Origin of the sequence: Citrobacter sp. FP75 (genome assembly GCF_018342065.1) — a bacterium.
Classification (GTDB): domain Bacteria; phylum Pseudomonadota; class Gammaproteobacteria; order Enterobacterales; family Enterobacteriaceae; genus Citrobacter.
Window position 1 is genome coordinate 103,091 of sequence record NZ_JAFDOE010000009.1, and the last position, 26,153, is coordinate 129,243.

23 protein-coding genes are annotated in these 26,153 nt (G+C 53.7%); 12 read left to right on the forward strand and 11 right to left on the reverse strand.

What is annotated here, in order from left to right:
• Positions 1-37: 37 nt before the first annotated feature.
• Positions 38-1,684 carry a glucose-6-phosphate isomerase gene (gene pgi / locus JQ822_RS21690; RefSeq protein ID WP_213135194.1) on the reverse strand — a complete coding sequence of 549 codons (1,647 nt, stop codon included), beginning with the start codon at positions 1,682-1,684 and terminating at the stop codon, positions 38-40.
• Between the two features lie 313 nt (positions 1,685-1,997).
• Between pgi and lysC the strand changes: the two genes are divergently transcribed.
• A complete protein-coding gene (gene lysC / locus JQ822_RS21695; RefSeq protein WP_135323555.1) occupies positions 1,998-3,347 on the forward strand; it encodes a lysine-sensitive aspartokinase 3 in 1,350 nt (449 codons plus the stop codon).
• Between the two features lie 170 nt (positions 3,348-3,517).
• Positions 3,518-3,790 carry a DUF3811 domain-containing protein gene (locus JQ822_RS21700; RefSeq protein WP_213135195.1) on the forward strand — a complete coding sequence of 91 codons (273 nt, stop codon included), beginning with the start codon at positions 3,518-3,520 and terminating at the stop codon, positions 3,788-3,790.
• Here JQ822_RS21700 and rluF read toward each other — a convergent pair.
• Positions 3,787-4,668, reverse strand: coding sequence for a 23S rRNA pseudouridine(2604) synthase RluF (rluF, locus tag JQ822_RS21705; RefSeq protein ID WP_213135196.1), 882 nt, complete (start codon positions 4,666-4,668; stop codon positions 3,787-3,789). The two genes, JQ822_RS21700 and rluF, sit on opposite strands and share 4 nt — an antisense overlap.
• A 343-nt stretch (positions 4,669-5,011) precedes the next feature.
• Here rluF and JQ822_RS21710 point away from each other — a divergent pair, with 343 nt between their 5' ends.
• The 8 genes from JQ822_RS21710 (at position 5,012) to JQ822_RS21745 (ending at position 11,539) form a co-directional block, all read left to right on the forward strand.
• Positions 5,012-5,965 (forward strand): sugar-binding transcriptional regulator, encoded by a 954-nt coding sequence (locus JQ822_RS21710; RefSeq protein ID WP_213135197.1) that lies wholly within the window; start codon positions 5,012-5,014, stop codon positions 5,963-5,965.
• A gap of 70 nt (positions 5,966-6,035) precedes the next feature.
• Positions 6,036-6,842: an SDR family oxidoreductase gene (locus JQ822_RS21715; RefSeq protein ID WP_213135198.1), complete on the forward strand. Its 807-nt coding sequence runs from the start codon at positions 6,036-6,038 to the stop codon at positions 6,840-6,842.
• Positions 6,843-6,851: 9 nt separating this feature from the next.
• The gene (locus tag JQ822_RS21720; protein ID WP_213135199.1) at positions 6,852-7,259 is read left to right on the forward strand and encodes a mannose/fructose/sorbose PTS transporter subunit IIA; all 408 of its coding nucleotides are present in this window, start codon (positions 6,852-6,854) and stop codon (positions 7,257-7,259) included.
• A complete protein-coding gene (locus tag JQ822_RS21725) occupies positions 7,259-7,753 on the forward strand; it encodes a mannose/fructose/sorbose PTS transporter subunit IIB (protein WP_213135200.1) in 495 nt (164 codons plus the stop codon). Before JQ822_RS21720 ends, JQ822_RS21725 begins: the two co-directional genes overlap by 1 nt.
• Before the next feature lie 65 nt (positions 7,754-7,818).
• Positions 7,819-8,616 carry a PTS mannose/fructose/sorbose transporter subunit IIC gene (locus tag JQ822_RS21730; protein WP_202037193.1) on the forward strand — a complete coding sequence of 266 codons (798 nt, stop codon included), beginning with the start codon at positions 7,819-7,821 and terminating at the stop codon, positions 8,614-8,616.
• Between the two features lie 11 nt (positions 8,617-8,627).
• On the forward strand, positions 8,628-9,452 hold the full coding sequence (locus JQ822_RS21735) for a PTS system mannose/fructose/sorbose family transporter subunit IID (RefSeq protein WP_213135201.1): 825 nt from the start codon (positions 8,628-8,630) through the stop codon (positions 9,450-9,452).
• A gap of 52 nt (positions 9,453-9,504) precedes the next feature.
• Positions 9,505-10,725: an L-sorbose 1-phosphate reductase gene (sorE, locus tag JQ822_RS21740; RefSeq protein ID WP_213135202.1), complete on the forward strand. Its 1,221-nt coding sequence runs from the start codon at positions 9,505-9,507 to the stop codon at positions 10,723-10,725.
• 1 nt (position 10,726) lies between these two features.
• Positions 10,727-11,539, forward strand: a complete 813-nt coding sequence (locus tag JQ822_RS21745; RefSeq protein ID WP_213135203.1) for a shikimate 5-dehydrogenase — start codon at positions 10,727-10,729, stop codon at positions 11,537-11,539.
• Between the two features lie 33 nt (positions 11,540-11,572).
• Here JQ822_RS21745 and JQ822_RS21750 read toward each other — a convergent pair whose 3' ends face one another.
• From JQ822_RS21750 to JQ822_RS21760, 3 genes are all read right to left on the reverse strand, one after another.
• On the reverse strand, positions 11,573-11,722 hold the full coding sequence (locus tag JQ822_RS21750; RefSeq protein ID WP_446715022.1) for a CcdB family protein: 150 nt from the start codon (positions 11,720-11,722) through the stop codon (positions 11,573-11,575).
• Positions 11,723-11,785: 63 nt separating this feature from the next.
• Complete coding sequence (locus tag JQ822_RS21755) at positions 11,786-12,103, reverse strand: helix-turn-helix domain-containing protein (RefSeq protein WP_213135204.1); 318 nt, start codon at positions 12,101-12,103, stop codon at positions 11,786-11,788.
• A complete protein-coding gene (locus JQ822_RS21760; protein WP_213135205.1) occupies positions 12,093-12,452 on the reverse strand; it encodes a type II toxin-antitoxin system RelE/ParE family toxin in 360 nt (119 codons plus the stop codon). Before JQ822_RS21760 ends, JQ822_RS21755 begins: the two co-directional genes overlap by 11 nt.
• Positions 12,453-12,665: 213 nt before the next feature.
• Between JQ822_RS21760 and pepE the strand changes: the two genes are divergently transcribed.
• Positions 12,666-13,355 (forward strand): dipeptidase PepE, encoded by a 690-nt coding sequence (gene pepE, locus JQ822_RS21765; RefSeq protein WP_213135215.1) that lies wholly within the window; start codon positions 12,666-12,668, stop codon positions 13,353-13,355.
• Positions 13,356-13,407: 52 nt separating this feature from the next.
• Here pepE and JQ822_RS21770 read toward each other — a convergent pair whose 3' ends face one another.
• Positions 13,408-15,039: a Na/Pi cotransporter family protein gene (locus tag JQ822_RS21770; protein ID WP_213135206.1), complete on the reverse strand. Its 1,632-nt coding sequence runs from the start codon at positions 15,037-15,039 to the stop codon at positions 13,408-13,410.
• 112 nt (positions 15,040-15,151) lie between these two features.
• A complete protein-coding gene (gene metH, locus JQ822_RS21775) occupies positions 15,152-18,835 on the reverse strand; it encodes a methionine synthase (protein WP_213135207.1) in 3,684 nt (1,227 codons plus the stop codon).
• 195 nt (positions 18,836-19,030) lie between these two features.
• On the opposite strand from metH, the gene iclR reads away from it, so the two are divergent.
• Positions 19,031-19,855, forward strand: a complete 825-nt coding sequence (iclR, locus tag JQ822_RS21780; RefSeq protein ID WP_213135208.1) for a glyoxylate bypass operon transcriptional repressor IclR — start codon at positions 19,031-19,033, stop codon at positions 19,853-19,855.
• A gap of 50 nt (positions 19,856-19,905) precedes the next feature.
• Here iclR and aceK read toward each other — a convergent pair whose 3' ends face one another.
• The 4 genes from aceK to metA all read right to left on the reverse strand — a co-directional run bounded on the left by aceK (position 19,906) and on the right by metA (position 25,863).
• Positions 19,906-21,630: a bifunctional isocitrate dehydrogenase kinase/phosphatase gene (gene aceK / locus JQ822_RS21785; RefSeq protein ID WP_213135209.1), complete on the reverse strand. Its 1,725-nt coding sequence runs from the start codon at positions 21,628-21,630 to the stop codon at positions 19,906-19,908.
• 97 nt (positions 21,631-21,727) lie between these two features.
• A complete protein-coding gene (gene aceA, locus JQ822_RS21790; protein WP_213135210.1) occupies positions 21,728-23,032 on the reverse strand; it encodes an isocitrate lyase in 1,305 nt (434 codons plus the stop codon).
• A 31-nt stretch (positions 23,033-23,063) separates the two neighbouring features.
• Positions 23,064-24,665 carry a malate synthase A gene (gene aceB, locus JQ822_RS21795; protein ID WP_213135211.1) on the reverse strand — a complete coding sequence of 534 codons (1,602 nt, stop codon included), beginning with the start codon at positions 24,663-24,665 and terminating at the stop codon, positions 23,064-23,066.
• A gap of 268 nt (positions 24,666-24,933) precedes the next feature.
• On the reverse strand, positions 24,934-25,863 hold the full coding sequence (metA, locus tag JQ822_RS21800; protein ID WP_213135212.1) for a homoserine O-acetyltransferase MetA: 930 nt from the start codon (positions 25,861-25,863) through the stop codon (positions 24,934-24,936).
• Positions 25,864-26,153 lie beyond the last annotated feature (290 nt).

Consider the following 26,153-nt stretch of genomic DNA (forward strand, 5'->3'; position numbering starts at 1 on the left):
ATTGCGGCAAGGCGGCAAGTTCGAAGGAAGAAGCAGATTAACGCCAGGACTTATAACGGTTAATCAGACCGTTAGTCGAGCAGTCATGGCTGTTGATCTCTTTATCATCATTCAGCTCCGGCAGAATGCGGTTCGCCAGCTGTTTGCCCAGCTCAACGCCCCACTGGTCGAAGGTGAAGATGTTCAGGATAACGCCCTGAGTAAAGATTTTATGCTCATACAGCGCAATCAGCGCGCCCAGGCTGAACGGGGTGATTTCGCGCAGCAGGATGGAGTTAGTTGGGCGGTTGCCTTCAAACACTTTGAACGGCACAACGTGCTCAAGCGTAGCCGGATCTTTACCCTGGTCGCGATATTCTTGCTCAACCACTTCACGAGACTTGCCGAACGCCAGCGCTTCGGTCTGCGCGAAGAAGTTAGACAGCAGCTTCGGATGGTGATCGGACAGCGGGTTGTGCGTGATAGCCGGGGCGATGAAATCGCACGGCACCATTTTGGTCCCTTGGTGGATCAACTGATAGAACGCGTGCTGGCCGTTAGTACCCGGTTCACCCCAGATGATTGGGCCAGTCTGGTAATCCACCGCATTGCCGTTACGGTCAACGTATTTACCGTTGGATTCCATGTTGCCCTGCTGGAAGTAGGCCGCGAAACGGTGCATATACTGGTCGTACGGCAGGATTGCTTCGGTTTCAGCACCGAAGAAATTGTTGTACCAGATACCAATCAGCGCCAGCAGTACCGGCAGGTTTTTCTCCGCCGGGGTGGTGGAGAAGTGCTTGTCCATCGCATGCGCGCCGGACAGCAGTTCAACGAAGTTGTCGTAGCCCACGGACAGGATGATGGACAGGCCAATGGCGGACCACAGGGAATAACGGCCGCCGACCCAGTCCCAGAACTCAAACATGTTGGCGGTATCAATACCAAATTCGCCAACCGCTTTACCGTTGGTAGACAGCGCAGCGAAGTGTTTGGCAACGTGCTTGTTGTCGCCTGCGGTCGCCAGGAACCAGTCGCGCGCGCTGTGGGCGTTGGTCATGGTTTCCTGGGTAGTGAAGGTTTTAGACGCGACCAGGAACAGGGTGGTTTCCGGGTTTACTTTTTTCAGCACTTCGGCAATGTGCGTACCATCGACGTTGGACACAAAGTGCATATTCAGGTGATTTTTGTACGGACGCAGCGCTTCGGTCACCATGAACGGGCCGAGGTCAGAACCGCCGATACCGATGTTCACCACATCAGTGATAGCTTTGCCCGTATAGCCTTTCCAGCTACCGGAGATAATCGCTTCAGAGAAGGATTTCATCTTCTCCAGCACCGCGTTCACTTCCGGCATCACATCTTTGCCGTCAACGATGATTGGGGTATTGCTACGGTTGCGCAGCGCTACGTGTAGCACCGCACGGTCTTCGGTACGGTTGATCTTCTCGCCGGAGAACATGGACTTGATGGCACCGCTCAGGTCAGTCTCTTTCGCCAGATCCTGCAGTTTCGCCAGCGTTTCTTCGGTAATGCGGTTTTTGGAGAAATCCACCAGCATCAAATCGTCAAACGTTGCGGAAAACTTAGTGAAACGGTCGCTATCTTTCGCGAAAAGGTCCGCGATCGTAACGTCTTTCATCTCTTCAAAGTGTTTTTGTAGTGCCTGCCAGGCTGAGGTCTGCGTTGGATTGATGTTTTTCATTAGCAATACTCTTCTGATTTTGAGAATTGTGACTGAGATCGATTGTAACGCCAGTCACAGAAAAGTGTGATTGTTTTAGTGCCGTTGCCAGGGCATCCGCCAAACGAGGCTAAAAAGTATAGCGGTTATCAGCGTTGTTATTAGTACCGTTACTCAACGCAGTTGCAGCATGAAAAATCCGCATAATCCCGTCGTTGACAGCACAGGCTACACATTTTATTTATAAATACGGTATTTGCATTTGCGCCTGCACCGGTTTCCGTTCTGCCTTTGTGCCATGGTCGCTCTATTCATTCCCTGACACGAGGTAGTTATGACTGATGTAGTTGTCTCCAAGTTTGGCGGTACCAGCGTCGCGGATTTCGACGCCATGAACCGCAGTGCTGATGTGGTCCTTTCCGACGCCAGCGTACGTCTGGTGGTGCTTTCCGCATCCGCCGGGGTCACCAATCTGCTGGTAGCGTTAGCTGAAGGACTGGAGGCAACTGAACGCTTCGAGAAACTCGATACCCTTCGCCAGATTCAGTTCAATATTCTGGAGCGTTTACGTTATCCGAACGTAATCCGCGAAGAGATCGAACGTCTGCTGGAAAACATTACCACGCTGGCGGAAGCGGCTTCGCTGGCGACCTCAACCGCGCTGACTGATGAACTGGTCAGCCACGGCGAACTGATGTCCACCCTGCTGTTTGTGGAAATCCTGCGCGAGCGTAATGTTCAGGCGCAGTGGTTTGACGTGCGAAAAGTGATGCGTACCAACGATCGTTTTGGTCGCGCCGAGCCGGATGTCACGGCACTGGCTGAACTGGCAACACTGCAGCTGGCACCGCGTCTCGCAGAAGGCCTGGTGATTACCCAGGGCTTTATCGGCAGCGAAAGCAAAGGCCGCACCACCACGCTGGGACGTGGCGGCAGCGACTATACCGCCGCCTTACTGGCAGAAGCCCTGCACGCCACGCGCGTCGATATCTGGACCGATGTTCCCGGCATCTACACCACCGATCCGCGCGTTGTACCGTCTGCACAACGTATTGATGAAATTGCCTTCGAAGAGGCCGCAGAAATGGCCACCTTCGGTGCAAAAGTTCTGCACCCGGCAACGCTGCTCCCCGCTGTCCGTAGCGATATTCCGGTGTTTGTCGGCTCCAGCAAAGATCCCAAAGCGGGCGGCACGCTGGTGTGTAATAAAACCGAGAATCCACCGCTGTTTCGCGCCCTGGCGCTGCGTCGCAAGCAAACGCTGCTGACGCTGCATAGCCTGAATATGCTGCACTCTCGCGGTTTTTTAGCGGAAGTTTTCGGCATTCTGGCGCGCCACAATATCTCGGTGGATTTGATAACGACCTCCGAAGTCAGTGTCGCGCTGACGCTGGATACTACCGGTTCAACGTCCACCGGTGATACGCTGCTCACGCAATCCCTGCTGATGGAACTGTCTGCGCTGTGCCGGGTGGAGGTTGAAGAAGGTCTGGCGCTGGTCGCGCTGATTGGCAATGACTTATCTAAAGCCTGCGGCGTGGGTAAAGAAGTGTTCGGCGTGCTGGAACCGTTCAACATTCGAATGATTTGCTACGGCGCATCCAGCCATAACCTCTGCTTCCTGGTTCCGGGTGCTGAAGCCGAGCAGGCGGTACAGAAGCTGCATCATAATTTGTTTGAATAATGTTTGCTCGGTGGCTATTGGTCCGGTAAGCCTATTGCTGAGAAACCGCATCAGACGGTGAAGGAAAATTAAAAAAAGTGCCGGGTGGCGTATGCTTACCCGGCCTGAGTGCTATCAGCAAGCCCAGGATTACCGTACACTGAGGATATCGGCTAACAGAGGGCACCATTATGGCACTCCCCCGCATTACCCAAAAAGAGATGACCGAGCGCGAACAGCGCGAACTGAAAACGCTGCTCGACCGTGCCCGTATTGCGCACGGTCGCCTGCTAACCAACGCAGAGACCAACAGCATTAAGAAAGAGTACATCGATAAGCTGATGCTGCAGCGTGAAGCCGAAGCCAAAAAAGCCCGCCAGCTAAAGAAAAAGCAGGCTTATAAACCGGATTCAGAGGCCTCGTTTTCCTGGTCGGCTAGCACACCGACGCGCGGTCGGCGTTAACGTCCTTTCTTCTTACGCCCCGGCTGAGCAAAACGTTTACCGTTAGACGCCGGGCGCGCTTTCTCTTTCTCAGCAGATTTTTCGATTTTCACCACCGGGCGCTTAATGCCTGCGGTGGCTGCTTTTGGCTTCGCTTTCGCCTTTGGTTTAGCTTCTGAAGATGAGTTCTCAATCAGCTTAAACAGATCGATCAGTTCGTCATCCGTCAGGTCACGCCATTCACCCAGCGGCAACCCGGACAAACCGATATTCATGATCCGCGTACGTTCAAGCTTCACCACTTCATAACCAAAGTGTTCGCACATCCGACGGATCTGACGGTTCAGCCCCTGGACCAGGGTGATGCGAAATACAAACGGCGCTTCTTTCTTCACCTTACATTTCTTGGTGACGGTTCCGAGGATTGGCACACCGGCCCCCATCCCACGAATAAAGTCATCCGTAACCGGCTTATCAACCGTTACCAGATACTCTTTTTCATGATCGTTACCGGCACGCAGGATCTTATTCACCAGATCGCCGTGATTGGTGAGAAAGATCAGCCCCTGGGAATCTTTGTCCAGACGGCCAATCGGGAACACGCGCTTGCTGTGATTAACGAAATCAACAATGTTGTCGCGCTCGCCGTCTTCAGTGGTGCTGACAATCCCTACCGGCTTGTTCAGCGCGATAAAAACCAGATCTTCCGCTTCCCGCGGCTCAATCAACCGACCATTCACTTTTACGACGTCGCCAGGCATCACCTGATCGCCAATGGTGGCACGTTTGCCATTCAGGAAGACATTCCCTTGTTCGATAAAGCGATCCGCTTCGCGACGCGAGCAAATTCCGCTTTCACTGATGTATTTATTTAATCGGATGGATGAGTCGGGCAGCATAATTTCTCCTTTGACAGCGAAATATACCCTACCTTGCGGGCGATAAAAAATAATCGTGTTCGAATGCCTGAACGCTATTTGTGATCTGCCACACCTTTCGACACAAAAGTGTCGCTCATCCACGTCTGCAATTTTGTCTGCCGAAAATAAGCAGAATCAAGGCATTAGAACAAGAAGCACATATGTGCCGACAGCGCGCTATCAGCACATCAAATGTGCAACACAATCAGCCAGATCAGGGCGTTGAAATAAGTGAAAATAGCTTTGAGCTGAGGAAGGAATGGGGTTATATCAGATCAAGAAGGCAATTTCGTGATTTGCACAAATGTGCAGGAGTTCAAAAATGGCGACGGAAAACAGCGATGATATCCGCCTGATCGTAAAAATAGCGCAGCTGTACTACGAACAAGATATGACACAAGCGCAAATCGCTCGCGAACTGGGGATTTATCGCACCACGATCAGTCGTTTGCTAAAACGTGGCCGCGAGCAGGGCATCGTCACCATCGCCATTAATTACGACTACAACGAGAACCTGTGGCTGGAGCAGCAGCTAAAACAGAAGTTTGATCTGAAAGAGGCGGTCGTGGTCTCCTGCGACAACGAGCAGGAAGATGAACAACTCAATATGATGGGTGTACACGGCGCGCAGCTACTGGAACGCTTGCTGGAGCCCGGCGATATTATCGGTTTCTCCTGGGGCCGCGCGGTACGGGGGCTGGTTGAAGGATTATCCCCTGCCAGCCAGTCACGCCAGCTCATCTGCGTGCCGATTATCGGCGGGCCGTCCGGCAAGCTTGAAAGCCGCTACCACGTTAATACGCTGACTTATGGCGCAGCGGCAAAACTCAAGGGCGAATCCCACCTGGCAGATTTCCCGGCACTGCTGGAAAACCCGCTGATCCGTAACGGGATTATGCAATCACGACATTTTAAATCGATTTCCGCCTATTGGGATAATCTGGACGTCGCGCTGGTCGGGATTGGCTCTCCGGCGATACGGGATGGCGCCAACTGGCACGCATTTTACGGCAGCGAAGAGAGCGATGACCTGCACGCTCGTCGGGTTGCCGGAGATATTTGCTCGCGCTTTTACGATATCAACGGTGTGACGGTAGAGACCCATATGAGTGAAAAAACACTCTCCATCGAAACCAATAAATTAAAACAGGCGCGTTACTCTATTGGCATTGCAATGGGTGAAGAAAAATACAGTGGGATTTTAGGCGCATTACGTGGGAATTATATTAACTGTTTAGTCACCAACAGCCATACTGCTGAATTATTGTTGAAGTAAATATATTTGAATTGATCCTGCCATAATTAATTTTATGTGGGGTCCCCTTATCTGAAATTGGGAGTGTATTATGCAAACGTGGTTAAATCTGCAGGGCAAAGTCATTATTGTTACCGGCGGTGCATCCGGCATTGGGCTGGCGATAGTCGAAGAATTATTAGCGCAAGGCGCTAATGTGCAAATGGCGGATATTCAGGGTGGAGAAGGTCAATATGAAGGTCATGACGGATATCATTTCTGGCCGACAGATATTTCCAGCGCCAAAGAAGTTAATCATACCGTTACCGAAATTATCCACCGCTATGGGCGTATTGATGGTCTGGTGAATAACGCGGGCGTTAATTTTCCGCGCCTGCTGGTCGATGAAAAAGCCCCCGCCGGACAATATGAACTCAACGAAGCGGCTTTTGAAAAAATGGTCAATATCAACCAAAAAGGCGTGTTTTTGATGTCGCAAGCGGTGGCTCGCCAGATGGTGAAACAGCATGACGGCGTGATTGTGAATGTCTCTTCAGAAAGTGGGCTGGAAGGTTCAGAGGGCCAAAGTTGCTATGCCGCCACCAAAGCCGCCCTGAATAGCTTTACCCGTTCCTGGTCGAAAGAGCTGGGTAAACACGGCATCCGCGTGGTCGGCATTGCGCCGGGCATTCTGGAAAAAACCGGGCTGCGCACGCCGGAGTACGAGGAAGCGCTGGCCTGGACCCGCAATATCACCGTCGAGCAACTGCGTGAAGGCTACACCAAAAACTCGATCCCCATTGGTCGTTCAGGACGTCTGAGTGAAGTAGCTGATTTTGTTTGTTATCTGCTGTCTGAACGCGCCAGTTACATCACCGGAGTAACCACTAACATTGCGGGCGGAAAAACGCGCGGCTAAGGAGGTTTTATGGTCAATGCAATCTTCTGCGCCCACGGCAAACTGGCCTGTGCCATGCTGGAATCCGTGCAGATGGTTTACGGTGACGTCAACGTTGCAGCGGTGGAATTTGTCCCTGGAGAAAACGCCAGCGACATCGTGGTAAAACTGGAAAAGTTAGTGAGTATTCACACTGGTGGTGAATGGCTGATTGCCGTTGATTTGCAGTGTGGTAGCCCGTGGAATGCCGCCGCGACGCTGGCGATGCGTAATCCTGCAATACGGGTCATTAGCGGGTTGTCATTACCCCTGGCGCTGGAACTGGTAGACAACCAAAGCAGTATGAATGTGGATGAACTGTGCGCGCACCTGACGACCATTGCTCAACAAACGTGCGTCGTCTGGCAGCACCTGGAAACGACCGAAGAGGATTTCTGATGAACATTACCCTTGCTCGTATTGATGACCGCCTGATCCACGGTCAGGTCACCACCGTCTGGTCGAAGGTGGCGAACGCCCAACGGATTATCATCTGCAATGATGACGTTTATAACGATGAAGTGCGTCGGACATTATTACGCCAGGCCGCTCCCCCGGGAATGAAGGTTAACGTCGTCAATATCGAAAAGGCAGTCGCGGTTTACCATAATCCGCAATATCAGAACGAAACCGTTTTTTATCTTTTTACCCGTCCGCAGGATGCGTTAGCAATGGTAAGAAAAGGAGTGCAAATTGCCACGTTAAATATTGGCGGCATGGCCTGGCGACCGGGTAAAAAGCAATTAACCAAAGCCGTTTCTCTGGATGACGACGATATTAATGCATTTCGTGAGTTGGATAGATTAGGTATCACACTGGATTTACGCGTCGTCGCATCCGACCCCTCGGTTAATATTCTTGAAAAAATAAAAGAACAGTCGTTCGCTGAATAAATAAAAACGCCTGTGTACTTATGCTTTAACAGGCAGGGATGATCATATTCACAAGGTGACATATTATGGAAATAAGTACCCTACAAATTATCGCCATATTTATATTTTCCTGTATTGCCGGAATGGGCAGTGTGCTGGATGAGTTCCAGACCCACCGCCCGCTCATCGCCTGTACCGTTATCGGCCTGATCCTCGGTGATTTAAAAACCGGGATTATGCTCGGTGGCACGCTGGAGCTGATCGCTCTCGGCTGGATGAACGTCGGCGCAGCGCAGTCTCCCGATTCGGCGCTCGCCAGTATTATCTCCGCCATTCTGGTTATCGTCGGACAACAGAGCATCGCGACCGGCATCGCCATCGCCTTGCCTGTTGCCGCAGCAGGCCAGGTGCTGACGGTATTCGCCCGTACCATCACCGTGGTGTTCCAGCACGCGGCGGATAAAGCTGCCGAAGACGCCCGCTTTCGCACCATCGACATGCTCCATGTTTCTGCGTTAGGCGTGCAGGCATTGCGCGTTGCCATTCCGGCGCTGATTGTCTCGCTGTTTGTCAGCGCCGATATGGTCAGCAATATGCTGAACGCCATCCCGGAATTCGTCACCCGAGGGCTGCAGATTGCCGGTGGCTTTATCGTGGTGGTCGGTTACGCCATGGTGCTGCGCATGATGGGCGTGAAGTACCTGATGCCCTTCTTCTTCCTCGGGTTTATCGCCGGGGGGTATCTCGATTTGAGTCTGCTGGCTTTCGGAGGCGTGGGTGTGATTATCGCGCTGGTCTACATCCAGTTGAACCCCCAGTGGCGTAAAGCTGAACCACAGGCGCAAGCCGCCTCTTCTCAAGCCCTCGACCAGCTTGACGACTAACGGAGCCTATCATGGAACAGAAAAAACTGACCAAATCCGACCTGTTTAGCATGTTTGTTCGCTCCAACCTGCAGCAGGCGTCATTTAACTTTGAACGCATTCATGGGCTGGGCTTTTGCTACGACATGATCCCTGCCATCAAGCGTCTGTATCCACTGAAAGAGGATCAGGTTGCGGCCCTCAAACGCCATCTGGTGTTCTTCAACACCACCCCTGCCGTTTGCGGTCCGGTGATCGGCGTCACCGCAGCGATGGAAGAGGCACGCGCCAACGGTGCGGAAATTGACGATGGCGCGATCAACGGCATCAAAGTCGGCCTGATGGGCCCGCTGGCTGGCGTTGGCGATCCGCTGGTGTGGGGCACGCTGCGCCCGATTACCGCCGCGCTCGGCGCGTCACTGGCGCTCTCCGGCAATATTCTCGGCCCGCTGCTGTTCTTCTTTATTTTCAACGCAGTACGCCTGGCGATGAAGTGGTATGGCCTGCAAATTGGCTTTCGCAAAGGGGTCAACATCGTCAGCGACATGGGCGGCAATCTGCTGCAAAAGTTGACCGAAGGGGCATCAATTCTCGGCCTGTTTGTGATGGGAGTACTGGTCACCAAATGGACCAGCATCAACGTGCCACTGGTGGTGTCGCAAACGCCAGGCGCAGATGGCACCACCGTCACCATGACCGTGCAGAACATTCTCGACCAACTCTGCCCCGGCCTGCTGGCGCTGGGTCTGACGCTGTTGATGGTGCGTCTGCTTAACAAAAAAATTAATCCGGTATGGCTGATCTTCGCCCTGTTTGCGCTGGGGATTATCGGTAACGCGCTGGGCTTTCTGTCCTGATTTTTCGCCCCGATGAGAAGTCGGGGCTCCTGTCAAAACTGAGGTGGTAACTATGCAAACAACAGCTCTGAGATTATATGGCAAACGCGATCTGCGTCTGGAAACCTTCGACCTTCCTGAAATGCAGGACGATGAAATTCTGGCCTCGGTCGTCACTGACAGCCTGTGCCTCTCTTCCTGGAAAGAGGCGAATCAGGGTGAGAACCACAAAAAGGTGCCGGACGATGTGGCAACCAACCCGATTATCATCGGCCACGAGTTTTGCGGCGATATTATTGCCGTGGGGAAAAAATGGCAGCATAAGTTTCAGCCCGGCCAGCGCTATGTCATTCAGGCCAACCTGCAACTGCCGGATCGCCCCGACTGCCCGGGATACTCCTTCCCGTGGGTGGGCGGTGAAGCCACCCACGTCATCATTCCGAATGAAGTGATGGCGCAGGATTGCCTGCTGGCCTACGAAGGTGAAACCTATTTTGAAGGCTCGCTGGTTGAGCCGCTGTCCTGCGTGATTGGCGCATTCAATGCCAACTATCACCTGCAGGAAGGCACCTATAACCATAAGATGGGTATTCGTCCGCAGGGGCGTACGCTGATCCTCGGCGGAACCGGGCCGATGGGGCTGCTGGCGATCGACTACGCGCTGCATGGTCCGGTTAACCCGGCGCTGCTGGTAGTAACCGACACCAACAACGATAAGCTGAGCTATGCCCGCAAGCATTATCCCTCAGAACCACAAACGTTGATCCATTATATCCACGGCCAGGATGCCGCTTACGACACGCTGATGGCGCTGAGCGGCGGTCACGGATTTGACGACATCTTTGTGTTTGTGCCAAACGAAGAACTGGTCACGCTGGCCTCTTCTCTGCTGGCTGCCGATGGCTGCATGAACTTCTTTGCCGGTCCGCAGGATAAGCAGTTCAGCGCACCGATTAACTTCTACGATGTGCACTATGCCTTTACCCATTACGTGGGAACATCTGGCGGTAATACCGACGATATGCGCACGGCGGTAAAACTGATTGAAGACAAGAAAGTCCAGGCGGCAAAAGTGGTGACGCACATCCTGGGACTGAATGCGGCAGGTGAAACAACGCTGGAACTGCCTCACGTCGGTGGTGGGAAAAAACTGGTGTACACCGGTAAAGCACTGCCGTTAACCGCACTCACACAGATTGACGATCCTGAACTGCGCGACATCCTGGGACGTCATCAGGGGATCTGGTCGCAGGAAGCCGAACACTACGTATTGTCTCACGCCGGGGAGATTTAACATGATTAATCGCGACACCCAACTGTGCATGTCGCTGGCCGGTCGCCCCGGCAACTTCGGCACGCGTTTTCACAACTATCTGTATGAAAAGTTAGGATTAAATTTTATCTACAAAGCCTTCACCACGCAGGATATTGAGGCCGCGGTGAAAGGCGTGCGGGCGTTAGGCATCCGCGGCTGCGCGGTATCCATGCCGTTTAAAGAAAGCTGCATGCCGTTTCTGGACGCCATCGATCCGTCCGCAAAAGTCATTGATTCCGTCAACACCATCGTGAATGACAACGGCACGCTGACGGGATTTAACACCGACTATATTGCAGTAAAAGCCCTGATTGCCAGCCACCAGCTCAATAGCAGCGCGCGCGTCATGATCCGCGGCAGCGGTGGGATGGGCAAAGCGGTCATCGCCGCATTTCGCGATGCCGGTTTTCGTGATGTGATCGTCGCCGCCCGTAATCGGGAAAGCGGCCCTGCGCTGGCAAAACAGTACGGTTTCCAGTGGCAGCCGCAGCCAGAAGGGATTACCTGCGATATTCTGGTCAATGTGACGCCCGTCGGCATGGCGGGCGGTAAAGAGGGCGATGAACAGGCCTACAGCGAAACAATGGTCGCCGCCGCCAGCGTGGTATTTGACGTGGTCGCCCTACCAGCAGAAACACCGGTGATTAAGCTGGCGCAGACGCTGGGTAAAAAGACCCTCAGCGGCGCAGAGGTGATTGCTTTACAGGCCGTGGAGCAGTTCGCCCTGTACACCGGCGTACGCCCGGATAACGCGCTGATTGCCGAAGCCGCAGATTTTGCACGGGCGGGGTAAAGAAGCAGGAACAGAGCGCCGGGGATGGGCGCTCTAATAACAATTAATCAGAAAATCAATCGCATCCCGAATTTCTGCCCTGTTTGCAGCCAGGTCTCCCACACAATTACCCATATTCTTCACAGGTATGCCTGTCATCATGTGCGTTGAAATCATCTTTCCACTCGATTTGATTATTAACATACTTGAAAGTAAGTTAACCCACTCGCCGGCATTTAGCGCATCGAAATAGCCTGAAGGTGAATATCAGCCAAACTTCACTTTCAGCGTCCCTGGCATATTGCCCTCTTTCCCGACAACAATCTCTACATCACGGCCCAGTTTCACCAGACATTCGAGCATCTTTGCTTCGCTGATACCGCGAAACTGACCGCGTAGCAGGTTGGAAAGTTTAGGCTGTGTCATTCCCAGTAACTGCGCGGCCTGCTGCTGCGTTAACCCTTTGCGTTGCAAAATCTCACCAATCACCATTGCCAGTTGCGCTTTCAGCTGCATCTGTTCGGCGTCATACGCGCCTAAATCGGCGTAGACATTACCGCTACTGGCTTCCACTTCATTTGACATATCCACTCTCCTGCGCATGGCGCTGTGCAGCCTTGAGCCGCTGATAAATCAGGTCAATTTCAGGTTTCGGGGTTGCCTTCCCGGAAACGGACTTCTTCTGAAAAACATGGAGAACATAAACCGCATTTTTCAACTGGATGGTGTAAACCGCTCGCCAGGCGTTGCCGTGATAATCCTCAACGACTTCCAGAACCCTCGCGCCACCAAATCCTTTTAATGATTTAGTCTGCGAATGCTGTTTACCCTGCTGTGCAAGCCAAAGAGCAAATCCAAACGTATCCCGAACATGTTCTGGCATTGCAAGCAGGTCTTTTCTGGCCTGCCCAATCCAGTAAAGTGGTTTCGTCATCCTTTCTCCTTGATTATATCCATTTGGGTATAAAGCACCATTACCAAACAGAAGAATAAATCAACAATCTCGCTTTCAGCCGAAATAAAACGTCAGTCTGCGAGGCGCTTTCCAGAACCTCACTTCCAACATCGTGAGCCATATCAGTGAGGCGTTAGACTGATAGTGATAGCATTACCGCGGTTTGTAATTTTCTGATTACATGGAGAAATGATGGAACTGCTTTTATTGAGTAACTCGACGCTGCCGGGCAAAGGCTGGATGGAACACGCGCTGCCGCTGATTGCTGAACAACTGAATGGTCGCCGCACGGCGGTGTTTATTCCGTTTGCAGGCGTGACGCAAACCTGGGATGAGTACACGGCGAAAACGGCTGCCATCTTTGCGCCAATGGGCGTCAACGTTACCGGCATTCATACCGTTGCCGATCCGATTGCTGCGATTGAAAACGCAGAGCTGGTGATTGTCGGCGGGGGTAACACCTTTCAGTTGCTGAAAGAAAGCCGCGAGCGCGGGCTGCTGGCCCCGATCGTGGATGTCGTCAAACGCGGTGCGCTATACATCGGCTGGAGCGCGGGTTCCAACCTCGCCTGCCAGACCATCCGCACCACTAACGACATGCCGATTGTCGATCCAAAAGGCTTTGATGCCCTGGGTCTGTTCCCACTGCAGATTAACCCGCACTTCACCAACGCGCTGCCGGAAGGCCACAAAGGCGAAACGCGTGAACAGCGTATTCGCGAGCTGCTGGTGGTTGCGCCAGAGCTGACGGTGATTGGCTTGCCGGAAGGCAACTGGATTAAAGTGAGTAACGGTCAGGCGGTTCTTGGCGGCCCAAACACCACATACGTGTTCAAGGCCGGTGAAGAAGCCGTTGCCGTTGAGGCGGGTCACTGCTTTTAAGTAACATCCTGTACAGTGCCCGATGAGCTATACCATCAGGCACTGTATCTAATTAATAATCATCACGTTCGTCGTCTTCATCCGGCTGTTCCAGTACGCTGTAGGCCACGGAGCAAAACAGCGAGTTCAGACGCTGCATATCGCCCAGTAGCGCGAGGTGCAGGGAACTGGTCTCAATGCTCTGCACGTTCTGCTGATGCAGACGGTCAACGTGCGCATGCGAATAACGACGGTTAAGAATGCGAAAGCGGTGTTTACTACGACGCAGGCGGCGGGCGCTGGTCACGTCACCGGAGAAGAATACCGACATCGCCAGCTGCAGATTACTGAGCAGCAGATCGTAAAGCGCATCCAGTTCCTTCAGACCTTCCAGAGAAAATGCCCGACGCGCAGCCAATGACTTATCGGCAATCTCGCTCCCCATACGCTCGACAATATCAGAAGCCTGTTCGAGGTTGAGCGACATTTCGATAATCTCCGCCCAGCGACGTGACTCCTCTTCCGCCAGTTCATCCTTTGGCATCCGCGCCAGATAGAGCTTGATCGCCGTGTACAGCACGTTGATATCGTCCGCCATCCTGCGCAGCTCTTTCTCTTCGCGCGGTTCGCCGTGCATCACCTTCTTCAACCCTTCCATCATCTGTTCCATAGCGTCGCCAATACGCAGGGCTTCACGGGCAGCATTCGCCAGCGCGAGTGTCGGCGTATCCAGCGCGCTGACGTCCAGATGCTTGGGTTTCAGGTGAGCGTCCAGTTCCGGTTCATCGCGGATGATGCGTTTACAAAAACGCGCCATTGGCTCAGCGAACGGCACCATCGCCACGCAGCGCACCAGGTTGTAGAACACGTGGAAGTAGATAACCAACTCGGATTTTGGCAGCGGCAGTTCATCCATCAGATTCGCCAGCGGATGCACGAAAGGCAGAATGACCAGGCTACCCACCAGCTTAAACAGCAGGCTGCCGAGCGCCACACGACGGGCGGCGGCGTTAGCGGCGCTGTTGTTGATCATCGCCAGCAGGCCGGAACCGAGGTTGGCGCCAATCACCAGGCACAGCGCCACCGGGAACGAGATAATGCCCGCAGCGGTCAGGGTGGCCGTCAGCAGGACCGCCGCCAGGCTGGAGTAGCTGATAATCGCAAACATGGCGCCAATCAGCGCATCTAGCATGATATCGCCAGTGAGCGAGGCGAAAATCACCTGTACGCCGTTAGCCTGGGTGATGGGCGTTACCGCCTGCACGATCAGCTCCAGCGCCAGTAAAATCAACCCCAGCCCAATACCGACCCGCCCCAGTTGCCCAACGCGGGATTGCTTACGACCGAGAAAGAAGATCACGCCGATAAAAATCAGCAGTGGCGACAGCCAGGAGAGATCGAAGGTCAGGATACGCGCCATCAGCGCAGTCCCCACGTCGGCGCCGAGCACAATCACCAGCGCAGGGGTAAGTGCAACCAGATCCTGCGCGACAAACGAGGTGACCAGCATGGTGGTGGCGTTGCTGCTTTGTACCAGAGCAGTTACGCCGATACCGGCACAGAAGGCGAGTGGTTTCTTTTCAACACTACGGCTGAGCACTGTGCGTAAGCGAGCGCCGAAGACACGCATCACGCCAGTACGCACAATATGCGTACCCCAAACCAGCATAGCCACGGCAGAAAGCAGGTGTAGCAACGTTAACACGGCTTCTCCTTATTATCGTTTTCTCATCAGTATACGGGGTTAAACGTAATAAAGAGACAGAGCACTCATTGAGTGCCCTGTTTGTTGTAAAGAAAGATGACAGTTTTGTGAATCAGTCGGCGTCGTACCCCAGATTAGGGGCTAACCAGCGTTCGACTTCCGCCACGCTCATCCCTTTACGGAAGGCGTAATCTTCAACCTGATCGCGCTGGATTTGTGCCACCGCGTAATACTTGCTGTCCGGATGACTGAAGTACCAGCCGGAAACCGACGCGCCAGGCCACATAGCGAAGGATTCCGTGAGCTTCATGCCGGTATGCGTTTCTACATCCAGCAGTTCCCAGATAGTCGCCTTCTCGGTGTGTTCAGGGCATGCCGGGTAGCCCGGTGCCGGGCGAATCCCCTGGTAGTTTTCGCGGATCAGCTCCTCGTTGCTGAGATTTTCATTCGCCGCATAGCCCCAGTAGACTTTACGCACCCGCTCATGCAGATATTCAGCGAACGCTTCCGCCAGACGATCGGAGATCGCTTTCACCATGATTTTATTGTAATCATCGTGCTGCGCATCAAACGCGTCGGCCAGCGTATCTTCTTCCAGACCGCCGGTGACGGCGAAGGCACCAATGTAGTCCGCTTTTCCGGAGGTTTTCGGCGCCACAAAGTCGGACAGGCAGTAGTTCGCAAAACCGACCTTCTCCGTCTGCTGACGCAGGTGGTGGCTCACGGTCAGAACGTGCGTACGGGTTTCATCACGGTAGATCTCGATGTCGTCGCCGACGCGGTTAGCCGGGAACAAACCAACCACACCACGTGGGTTCAGGGTTTTCTCGGCGCTCAATTTGTCCAGCATGTCGTTGGCATCTTTGAACAGACGTTTAGCCTCTTCACCCACCACTTCATCTTCCAGAATGCGTGGATACTTGCCAGCCAGCGACCAGGTCATAAAGAACGGCGTCCAGTCGATGTAATTACGCAGAGTTTCGATGCTGGCTTCAACTTCCTGCACGCCCAGACGGTGCGCCACTGGCGGGGTATAGTTTTCCCAGTCGAAGGCCAGATCGTTATCACGCGCGGCCTCCAGCGTCACCGGCGGAGTACGGGGTTTTTTACGCGCATGCTGGATACGTACGGTTTCGTACTCTTTGCGCATGCGGGCCACAAAATCATCGTGCTGGGTATCAGACAGCAGCGCAGCGACCACGCCCACGGTGCGCGAGGCGTTCTGCACGTAGACCGTCGGACCACTGTAATTTTGCTCGATTTTCACCGCGGTATGCGCTTTCGAGGTCGTCGCTCCGCCAATCAGCAGCGGAATGGTGAAGCCCTGGCGCTCCATCTCTTTCGCCACGTTGACCATTTCATCCAGCGACGGGGTAATCAGACCAGAAAGGCCAATCAGGTCAGCATTCACTTCGCGCGCGGTTCGCAGGATTTTCTCCGCCGGCACCATCACGCCAAGATCGATAATTTCGTAGTTGTTACACTGCAGCACCACGCCAACGATGTTTTTGCCGATGTCGTGTACGTCGCCTTTCACGGTGGCGATAACCATTTTGCCGTTGCTGGAGCCTTTCTCTTTGCTGGCTTCAATGTACGGTTCGAGGTAGGCCACCGCCTGCTTCATCACACGGGCGGATTTCACCACCTGCGGCAGGAACATTTTGCCTTCGCTGAACAGGTCGCCGACCACGTTCATACCGTCCATCAGCGGGCCCTCAATCACCTCAATCGGGCGCGCAGCCTGCTGGCGAGCTTCTTCGGTATCCAGCTCAATAAATTCGGTAATGCCTTTTACCAGCGAGTATTCGAGGCGTTTTTTCACGTCCCAGCTGCGCCATTCCGCCATCTGGGCGTTAGCGGTGTCGTCAGTTTTACTGCCGCGATATTTCTCCGCCAGCGCCAGCAAACGCTCGGTGCCATCGTCACGACGGTTGAGGATCACGTCTTCGACCGCATCGCGCAGTTCGGCAGGCAGATCGTCGTAAATCGCCAACTGGCCTGCGTTAACAATCCCCATGTCCATGCCGTTGCGAATGGCGTAGTAGAGGAATACCGCGTGAATGGCTTCACGCACCGGATCGTTGCCACGGAACGAGAACGAGACGTTGGAGACGCCGCCGGAGATCAGCGCATGCGGCAGTTCGCGTTTGATGTCTTCACAGGCGCCGATAAAATCCTGTGCGTAGTTGTTGTGCTCATCAATGCCGGTCGCAACAGCAAAAATGTTCGGGTCGAAGATGATGTCTTCCGGCGGGAAGCCCACCTCTTCGGTAAGAATTTTGTATGCCCGGCGGCAAATCTCAATTTTGCGCGCACGGGTATCAGCCTGACCCTGTTCATCGAAGGCCATCACCACCACGGCAGCGCCGTAGCGACGTACCAGTTTGGCGTGGTGGATAAACGGCTCAACGCCCTCTTTCATCGAAATGGAGTTAACGATGCCTTTACCCTGAATGCACTTCAGCCCTTTTTCGATGACCTCCCATTTTGAGGAGTCGATCATGATCGGCACGCGGGCGATGTCCGGCTCACCGGCAATCAGGTTGAGGAAACGCACCATCGCCGCTTCGGCGTCGAGCATCCCCTCATCCATGTTGATATCGATAATCTGCGCGCCGCTTTCCACCTGCTGGCGGGCAACATCCAGCGCTTCGCTGTATTTTTCTTCTTTAATCAGTCGCTTGAACTTCGCTGAGCCGGTGACGTTGGTACGTTCACCGACGTTAACAAACAGGCTGTCGTCGCCGATGTTCAGCGGTTCCAAACCAGAAAGACGGCAGGCCACCGGGAGTTCCGGCAGTTGACGCGGCGGCAGACCGTCCACCGCTCGGGCCATCGCGGCGATATGTTCCGGCGTGGTACCGCAGCAGCCGCCGACGATATTCAGGAACCCCGCTTGCGCCCATTCACGGATTTGCTTCGCCATGGTGTCCGCGTCGAGGTCGTATTCACCAAAAGCGTTTGGCAAACCGGCGTTCGGGTGCGCGGTGACATAGCAATCGGCAATGCGCGACAGTTCCTGTACGTACTGACGCAGTTCGTCAGGGCCTAACGCACAGTTAAGACCGAATGTCAGCGCGTCGGCATGACGTAGTGCGTTATAGAAGGCTTCGGTGGTCTGGCCGGAGAGCGTACGTCCGGAAGCATCGGTGATGGTGCCGGAGATCATAATCGGCAGTTCAACGCCCAGTGCTTCAAATTCAGTTTTTACCGCAAAAATGGCGGCTTTGGCGTTCAACGTGTCAAAAACAGTTTCGATCAGGATCAGGTCGCTACCACCTTCCACCAGCGCCCTGGTGGATTCGCGGTACGCCGCCACCAACTGATCAAAGGTAATGTTACGGTAGGCAGGGTCGTTGACATCCGGTGAGATAGACGCGGTGCGGTTAGTCGGGCCAAGAACGCCCGCGACATAGCGCGGTTTGTTCGGCGTACGTGCCGTCCATTCGTCGGCGCAGGCGCGCGCCAGTTTTGCCGCTGCAAAGTTGATTTCCGCCGACAGGGATTCCATCTGGTAATCCGCCATGGCGATGGTCGTTGAGTTGAAGGTATTGGTTTCGATGATATCCGCGCCGGCTTCAAAGTAGGCGTTATGAATCGCGGTAATCACCTCCGGCTTGCTCAGCACCAGCAGGTCGTTATTGCCTTTCAGATCGCTCGGCCAGTCGGCAAAGCGTTGGCCGCGGAAATCTTCTTCACTCAGACGATAACTCTGGATCATGGTGCCCATACCGCCGTCCAGCACCAGAATACGTTCTTTTAACTGCTGACGTAATTGTTCAACTTTGCTGCTCACACTCACTCCCGACAACGCTCAACCAGACCGAAAAAAGGCCAACAAAGCATACTGGCACAAACCAGAGAGGCGGAAAAGCAAACAACAACCAACATGAGACATGTTCAGCTTCACTCCTCCGATCAGTACAGGAATTCTTGCATTATAATCGAATAAAACGAAAATGATTTCCACGATACAGAAAAGGAGTCTGCCATGGTTGCCACTGTCCCCGCGAAACGCGGTAGAAAACCCGCCGCTACTACTACGCCTGCAACCGGGCAGGTTCAGTCTTTGACCCGGGGTCTGAAACTACTGGAATGGATTGCGGAATCCAACGGCAGCGTGGCGCTGACCGAGCTGGCGCAGCAGGCTGGTCTGCCCAATTCCACCACGCACCGTTTATTGACCACGATGCAGCAGCAGGGTTTTGTCCGTCAGGTGGGCGAATTAGGCCACTGGGCCGTGGGCGCACATGCGTTTATCGTCGGCAGCAGCTTCTTGCAAAGTCGCAACCTGCTGGCGATTGTCCACCCGATTCTGCGCAAGCTGATGGAAGATTCCGGTGAAACGGTGAATCTGGCCGTGCTGGATCACAGCGACCATCAGGCGATTATCATCGACCAGGTGCAGTGCACGCAGCTGATGCGCATGTCTGCCCCCATCGGTGGCAAGCTGCCGATGCACGCCTCTGGCGCGGGTAAAGCCTTCCTGGCGCAATTAAGCGAAGAACAGGTTACCGGCCTGCTGCATCGTAAGGGTCTGCACGCTTATACCCACGCCACGCTGGTCTCGCCGGTACATCTGAAAGAGGATTTGGCTCAGACGCGCAAGCGCGGGTATTCGTTTGATGATGAGGAACATGCGTTGGGCCTGCGTTGTATAGCATCGTGCATTTACGACGAACATCGCGAGCCGTTTGCCGCCATTTCCATCTCCGGCCCGATTTCGCGCATTACCGACGACCGCGTCACTGAGTTCGGCGCCATGGCGATCAAAGCGGCGAAAGAAGTGACGCTGGCGTATGGCGGGTTTCGTTAAGAAAGGGTTGCCGGAGGGCGGCGAAAACGCCTTATCCGGCCTACAGACAATTATGTAAACCGCACACAAAACCGCTGCTTGCGCCGATAGGCGTAAACATCTTCTACATGCCCTTCCCGAATGCGCGTTTGCAATGCCCGCCAGTAGTCAGCACGAAACAGGTCAGCGTGCATCTCTTCAAATAGCGGTCCAATACGCGGGTCGGCACACAGCCAGTGACGAAACTCTTCCGGGAAGACATCCCCCGGCGAGACGCTGTACCAAGGCTCAGCGCTCATCTCATCTTCCGGGTAGCGCGGGGGCGGGATATTGCGGAAATTCACTTCCGTCATGTAGCAAATTTCATCGTAGTCGTAGAACACCACGCGCCCGTGGCGGGTCACGCCGAAGTTCTTAAACAGCATATCGCCGGGAAAAATATTGGCAGCGGCCAGCTGGCGAATGGCGTTGCCGTACTCTTCTATCGCATCCCGCAGTTGCTGGCCTTCGACCTGCTCCAGCCAGATATTCAGCGGCACCATCCGCCGTTCGATATACAGATGGCGAATCACAATCTGCTCGCCGAGATCGGTAATTTTTTCCGGTACTTCCTGCAGCAGCAACGCCATCAGCGCCGGGTCGATTTGCCGTTTATCCAGCACAAAGTTCTCGAATTCCTGAGTATCAGCCATGCGCCCAACGCGATCGTGTTCTTTGACCAGTTGATAACAGGCGCGGACGTGGGCGGCGGACATCTCTTTTTGCGGCGCAAATTTGTCTTTGATGATTTTAAATACCCGATCGAATCCGGGTAGGGTAAATACCAGCATCACCATGCCGCGTATCCCCGGCGCTTCAATGAACTGTTCATCGCAGTCAGCCAGATACAGCAGATACTCGCGATAGCTTTCCGTTTTCGCATGCTTCTGACAACCAATTGCCATATACAGCTCAGCAGTTGTTTTACCGGGCAGGATCTCACGCAGCCACTCCACTAGCGCCGCTGGCAGTGGGGCATAAACCATAAAATAGGAGCGGGCAAAACCAAATACGATGCTGGCTTCCGCCGTGGTGGTCAGGCAGGTATCGACAAACAATTCCCCTTCGTCGGTACGGTGGATCGGCAGTAAAAACGGCAGCGTCCCGGAAGGGGTAATCAGCTTAGCGACCAGCCAGGCGGCCTTATTGCGATAAAACAGTTCGTTCGCCACCTGCAAGTGGCAGCGCGGCAGCACATCTTCGCCAAAGGTTTCCGTCAGGTGTTCGATGATGTAGTGAATATCGCGATGCTTGTTCTGCCACGGCAGACGCAGGGGGAGATCGCTGAGTACGCGCGTGAGCAGCCCTTCCCAGCCTGAATCAGGGAAAAAGTCTTTCGCCAGCGGGCGCGGGATGGTACGAAAGCGGCGTTCCGGCTGAGAGCTAAAAATAAACAACCGCTCGGGCGTCAGCGAACGGTGGTCAAATAACCGGCAGTACACGGAGTTAAAAAAGCTCTCCGCAATCTCGAAGCGCGGGTAATCCGGCAATAGTCGGGTGTAATGCTCTTTCACGCGAAGTAGAAAATCCGCATCGGTACTTTTGCCGTCAGTAATGCAGCGCAACTGTTCAACTACCAGGCCTACGTGGTGATCGTAAAGGTGAATACGGCTTTTCATCGCCTGCTGAACCGCATGCCAGTCGGCATGTTCAAAACGCTGCTGCGCGCCGGAGGTGACTTCCAGAAAACGCCCGTACTGGGCGTCGAAACCTTGCAAAATCGTCTGAGCAATCAGTAATTCCAGGCCACGCGACATTGTTCGTCCTCATCAGTTGCCGGATGGCGGTGCAAGCACCTTATCCCGCCTACGGTTTAGGGTAGGCCGGATAAGCGTAAGCGCCATCCGGCATGGCTTAGAACTGTGATTCTTCAGTAGACCCGGTCAGCGCGGTAACGGATGACGCGCCGCCCTGAATAATGGTCGTCACTTTGTCGAAGTAGCCGGTACCCACTTCCTGTTGGTGGGACACAAAGGTGTAACCGTCTTTAGCTGCCGCAAATTCTGGCTGCTGAACCTTCTCAACATAGTGGCGCATACCTTCACCCTGTGCATAGGAATGTGCGAGGTCGAACATGTTGAACCACATGCTATGGATACCCGCCAGGGTAATAAACTGATACTTATAGCCCATGTCCGACAGCTGCTGCTGGAAGCTGGCAATGGTTTTATCATCCAGATTCTTCTGCCAGTTAAACGACGGTGAACAGTTGTAGGCCAGCAGTTTGCCTGGGTATTTGGCGTGGATCGCATCGGCAAAGCGGCGTGCCAGCTCGAGATCCGGCGTGGAGGTTTCACACCACACCAGATCCGCATACGGTGCGTAAGCCAGACCGCGGCTGATCGCCTGCTCAATACCCGCATGGGTACGGTAGAACCCTTCGCTGGTGCGCTCGCCGGTAATGAACTCGCTGTCATACAGGTCACAGTCAGAGGTGATCAAATCCGCCGCGTCGGCATCGGTACGGGCAATAACCAGCGTCGGGACACCCATGACGTCAGCCGCCAGACGTGCCGCTACCAGCTTCTGGATAGCTTCCTGAGTCGGTACCAGAACCTTGCCACCCATGTGACCGCATTTTTTCACCGATGCGAGCTGATCTTCGAAGTGAACCGCCGCTGCACCGGCTTCAATCATCGATTTCATCAGTTCAAACGCGTTCAGTACGCCACCAAAACCGGCCTCGGCATCGGCAACGATCGGCAGGAAGTAATCCACATAGCGCGGATCGTTCGGCTCAATACCCGTTGACCATTGGATCTGATCCGCACGACGGAAAGTGTTATTGATCCGATCCACGACGGCTGGCACAGAGTTCGCCGGATACAGAGATTGATCCGGATACATACTGGAGGCCAGGTTTGCATCTGCCGCCACCTGCCAGCCAGAAAGGTAGACTGCTTCAATACCGGCTTTCGCCTGCTGCAATGCCTGACCGCCCGTCAGCGCACCGAGGCTGTTGATATAACCTTTCTTCGATTCGCCGTGCAGCAAACGCCACATTTTCGCCGCACCAAGCTGCGCCAGCGTGCATTCCGGGTTGACCGAGCCACGTAATTTCACCACTTCCTCCGCGCTGTACGGGCGGGTAATGCCTTCCCAGCGCGGTTGTGTCCATTCTTTCTGTAATTCTTCGATTTGTTGGGTACGGGTTTTCATGTGCAGATGCTCCATATTGTTTTGTGGTGAATTAGGCCAACAGGCGGTAGCCCGGTAACGTCAGGAAGTCGATTAACTCGTCGGAGGTGGTGATTTGCTCCATCAGGCGCGCGGCATCGTCAAAACGTCCGCTGCTGTAGCGGTGTTCGCCCAGCTCGTCCTGAATCACCAACATTTCTTCGGCCAGCATCTGGCGAAACAGCGGTTTGGTAACCGGTTTGCCGTTACTGAGAGTCTTCTGGTGGTGGATCCACTGCCAGATGGAAGTACGCGAGATCTCGGCAGTTGCCGCATCTTCCATCAGGCCATAAATCGGTACGCAGCCGTTGCCGGAGATCCACGCTTCGATGTACTGCACGGCAACGCGAATATTGGCGCGCATGCCTTCTTCAGTACGCTCCCCTTCGCACGGGGCCAGCAGTTGTGCTGCAGTAATTGGTGCATCATCATCACGAGTGACGAACAGCTGGTTTTTGTTGTCGCCCAGCACGTCGTTGAAAATCGCCATTGCGGTATCCGCAAGTCCGGGATGAGCCACCCAGGTCCCGTCATGACCGTTATTGGCTTCCAGCGCTTTATCCGCTTTGACTTTGGTCAGGACCTGATTGTTACGCTCAGCATCTTTGCTGGGGATAAACGCCGCCATGCCGCCCATCGCAAAGGCACCGCGTTTATGGCAGGTTTTAATCAGCAGACGGGAATAGGCGCTGAGGAACGGCTTATCCATCGTCACGACCTGACGATCTGGCAGAACGCGATCCGGGTGATTTTTCAGGGTTTTGATGTAGCTGAAAATGTAATCCCAGCGCCCGCAGTTGAGGCCGACAATGTGGTCACGCAGCGCGTGCAGGATCTCATCCATCTGGAAAACAGCCGGCAGCGTTTCAATCAACAGCGTGGCTTTAATGGTGCCGCGCGGCAGGTTAAATCGGTCTTCAGCATAGCTAAAAACTTCGCTCCACCAGGCCGCTTCTTGCCAGGCCTGCGTTTTTGGCAGATAGAAATACGGACCGCTGCCTTTTGCCAGCAACGCTTTATAGTTGTGGAAGAAGTAGAGGGCAAAGTCGAACAGGCTGCCGGGAATCGCTTCTTCACGCCAGGTGACGTGTTTTTCTGGCAGATGCAGGCCGCGTACACGACAAACTAATAACGCAGGATTGGGCTTAAGTTGATAAATTTTACCGGCTTCATTGGTGTAACTGATGGTGCCGTTTACCGCATCGCGCAGGTTGATCTGCCCGTCGATTACTTTGCTCCACTCGGGAGCCAGTGAATCCTCAAAGTCAGCCATAAAGACTTTAACGTTGGCATTCAGCGCGTTGATCACCATCTTGCGCTCTACGGGTCCGGTGATCTCGACACGGCGATCCAGTAAATCATCAGGAATACCGCGAATCTTCCAGCTACCTTCGCGAATGGAAGCTGTTTCCAAAATAAAGTCAGGCAACTTACCGTTATCAATATCCTGCTGCTGCTGAATACGCGCGGCGAGAAGTTTATTGCGTTTTGGCGTAAATCGGGTCACCAGCTCGGTCAGGAATTCCACCGCTTCTGCGGTTAAAATCTGCTGTTCCTGCTCGCCGTGCGGCCTGGTAAAAACCAGTTCATCGGTAGTTATTGCCTGTTGATTCATTGCGTAGTTCCTCGTCATTGATCCAAACACATCCCCAATGCGAACGAAGGATCGTTGTGCGGTTTTCGTTCAGCACAACTAAGACTACCCAATTAAATTTCAAAATCAAAAACAATTTCCATTTTTGATTTAATTATTAATTAACTCGTTGATAACAATAATAATAAAAATTAGTTACATGATGAGTGGCGTTTCGGAAATAAAAAAGGCACCCGAAGGTGCCTGATTCAACATGCTGAAACGCTTAACGATCGTTGACTACAGAAGATTAATCCAGCGTTGGATTCATGTGACGCAGATCGTATGGTGTGATCTGATAGACGTAATAGTTGAGCCAGTTGATAAACAGCAAATTGCCATGACTACGCCAGCTTGCTCGCGGTTTGTTTTGCGGGTCGTCTTGCGGGAAATAGTTGTACGGAACGTCCGGGGTCAAACCCGATTCAGCATCACGAAAATATTCACCAGCCAGAGTATGGGCGTCATATTCCGGATGTCCCGTCACAAATGCAATACGCTTATCTTTGCTGGCAAACAGATAGGCATCGCCGTCTTCCGTCTCGGCAAAGATCTCGAGATCGGTGTAGTCCCGGATAAGCGCAGCAGGAAAATCGGCATAGCGCGAATGCGGAGCCAGAAATACGTCATCAAATCCGCGCGTCAGCAGGGCATGTGGATGCAGAATATGGTGCTCATAAACGCCTGAAAGTTTATCTGTGCGTGTTTGTTTCGGGATGCCATAAAGAATATTAAGCGCAGCCTGTACCGCCCAACAGACAAACAGCGTTGATGTGACGTGATCTTTGGCCCACTCCAGCACCTGCTTGATCTGCGGCCAGTAAGCCACATCGTTAAACTCAACCAGGCCTAACGGGGCGCCGGTCACGATCAATCCATCAAAGTTCTGATCGCAGATGTCTTCGAAATTACAGTAGAAGTTATTCAGATGCTCTGTCGGTGTGTTGCGTGACTCGCGGGCATCAATGCGTAATAGCTGGACATCCACCTGCAGCGGCGAGTTCGACAATAGCCGGAGAAATTGGTTTTCCGTTTCGATCTTCTTCGGCATCAGGTTGAGGATCAGTACCTTCAGTGGACGAATTTCCTGGCCGGAAGCGCGGGATGTCGTCATGACAAAGACATTTTCCTCACGCAAGAAATTGACGGCGGGTAGCTCGTCCAGCACACGAATTGGCATAACCTGATAACCTCACTACATACGTTTAAACGTTTAGACATCCAGATAGCTGACAATAACCAGGAATCATGTGAATGTCGAGCCTGCATGCTCAAGGTGAGAAAGTTTCACGACTCTCTCGCTGTAGAATAGTGCAGTAAGAGCTGAAAGGATAATGCGTTGCCGTTCACGGGCAGGATGAAGAGATACTCAGGCCGGACAGAACAAAAAATGCAGACGCAAAAAAGCCCATCCGGCAGGATGGGCTTCTTCACTTATTTGATGCCTGGCAGTTCCCTACTCTCGCATGG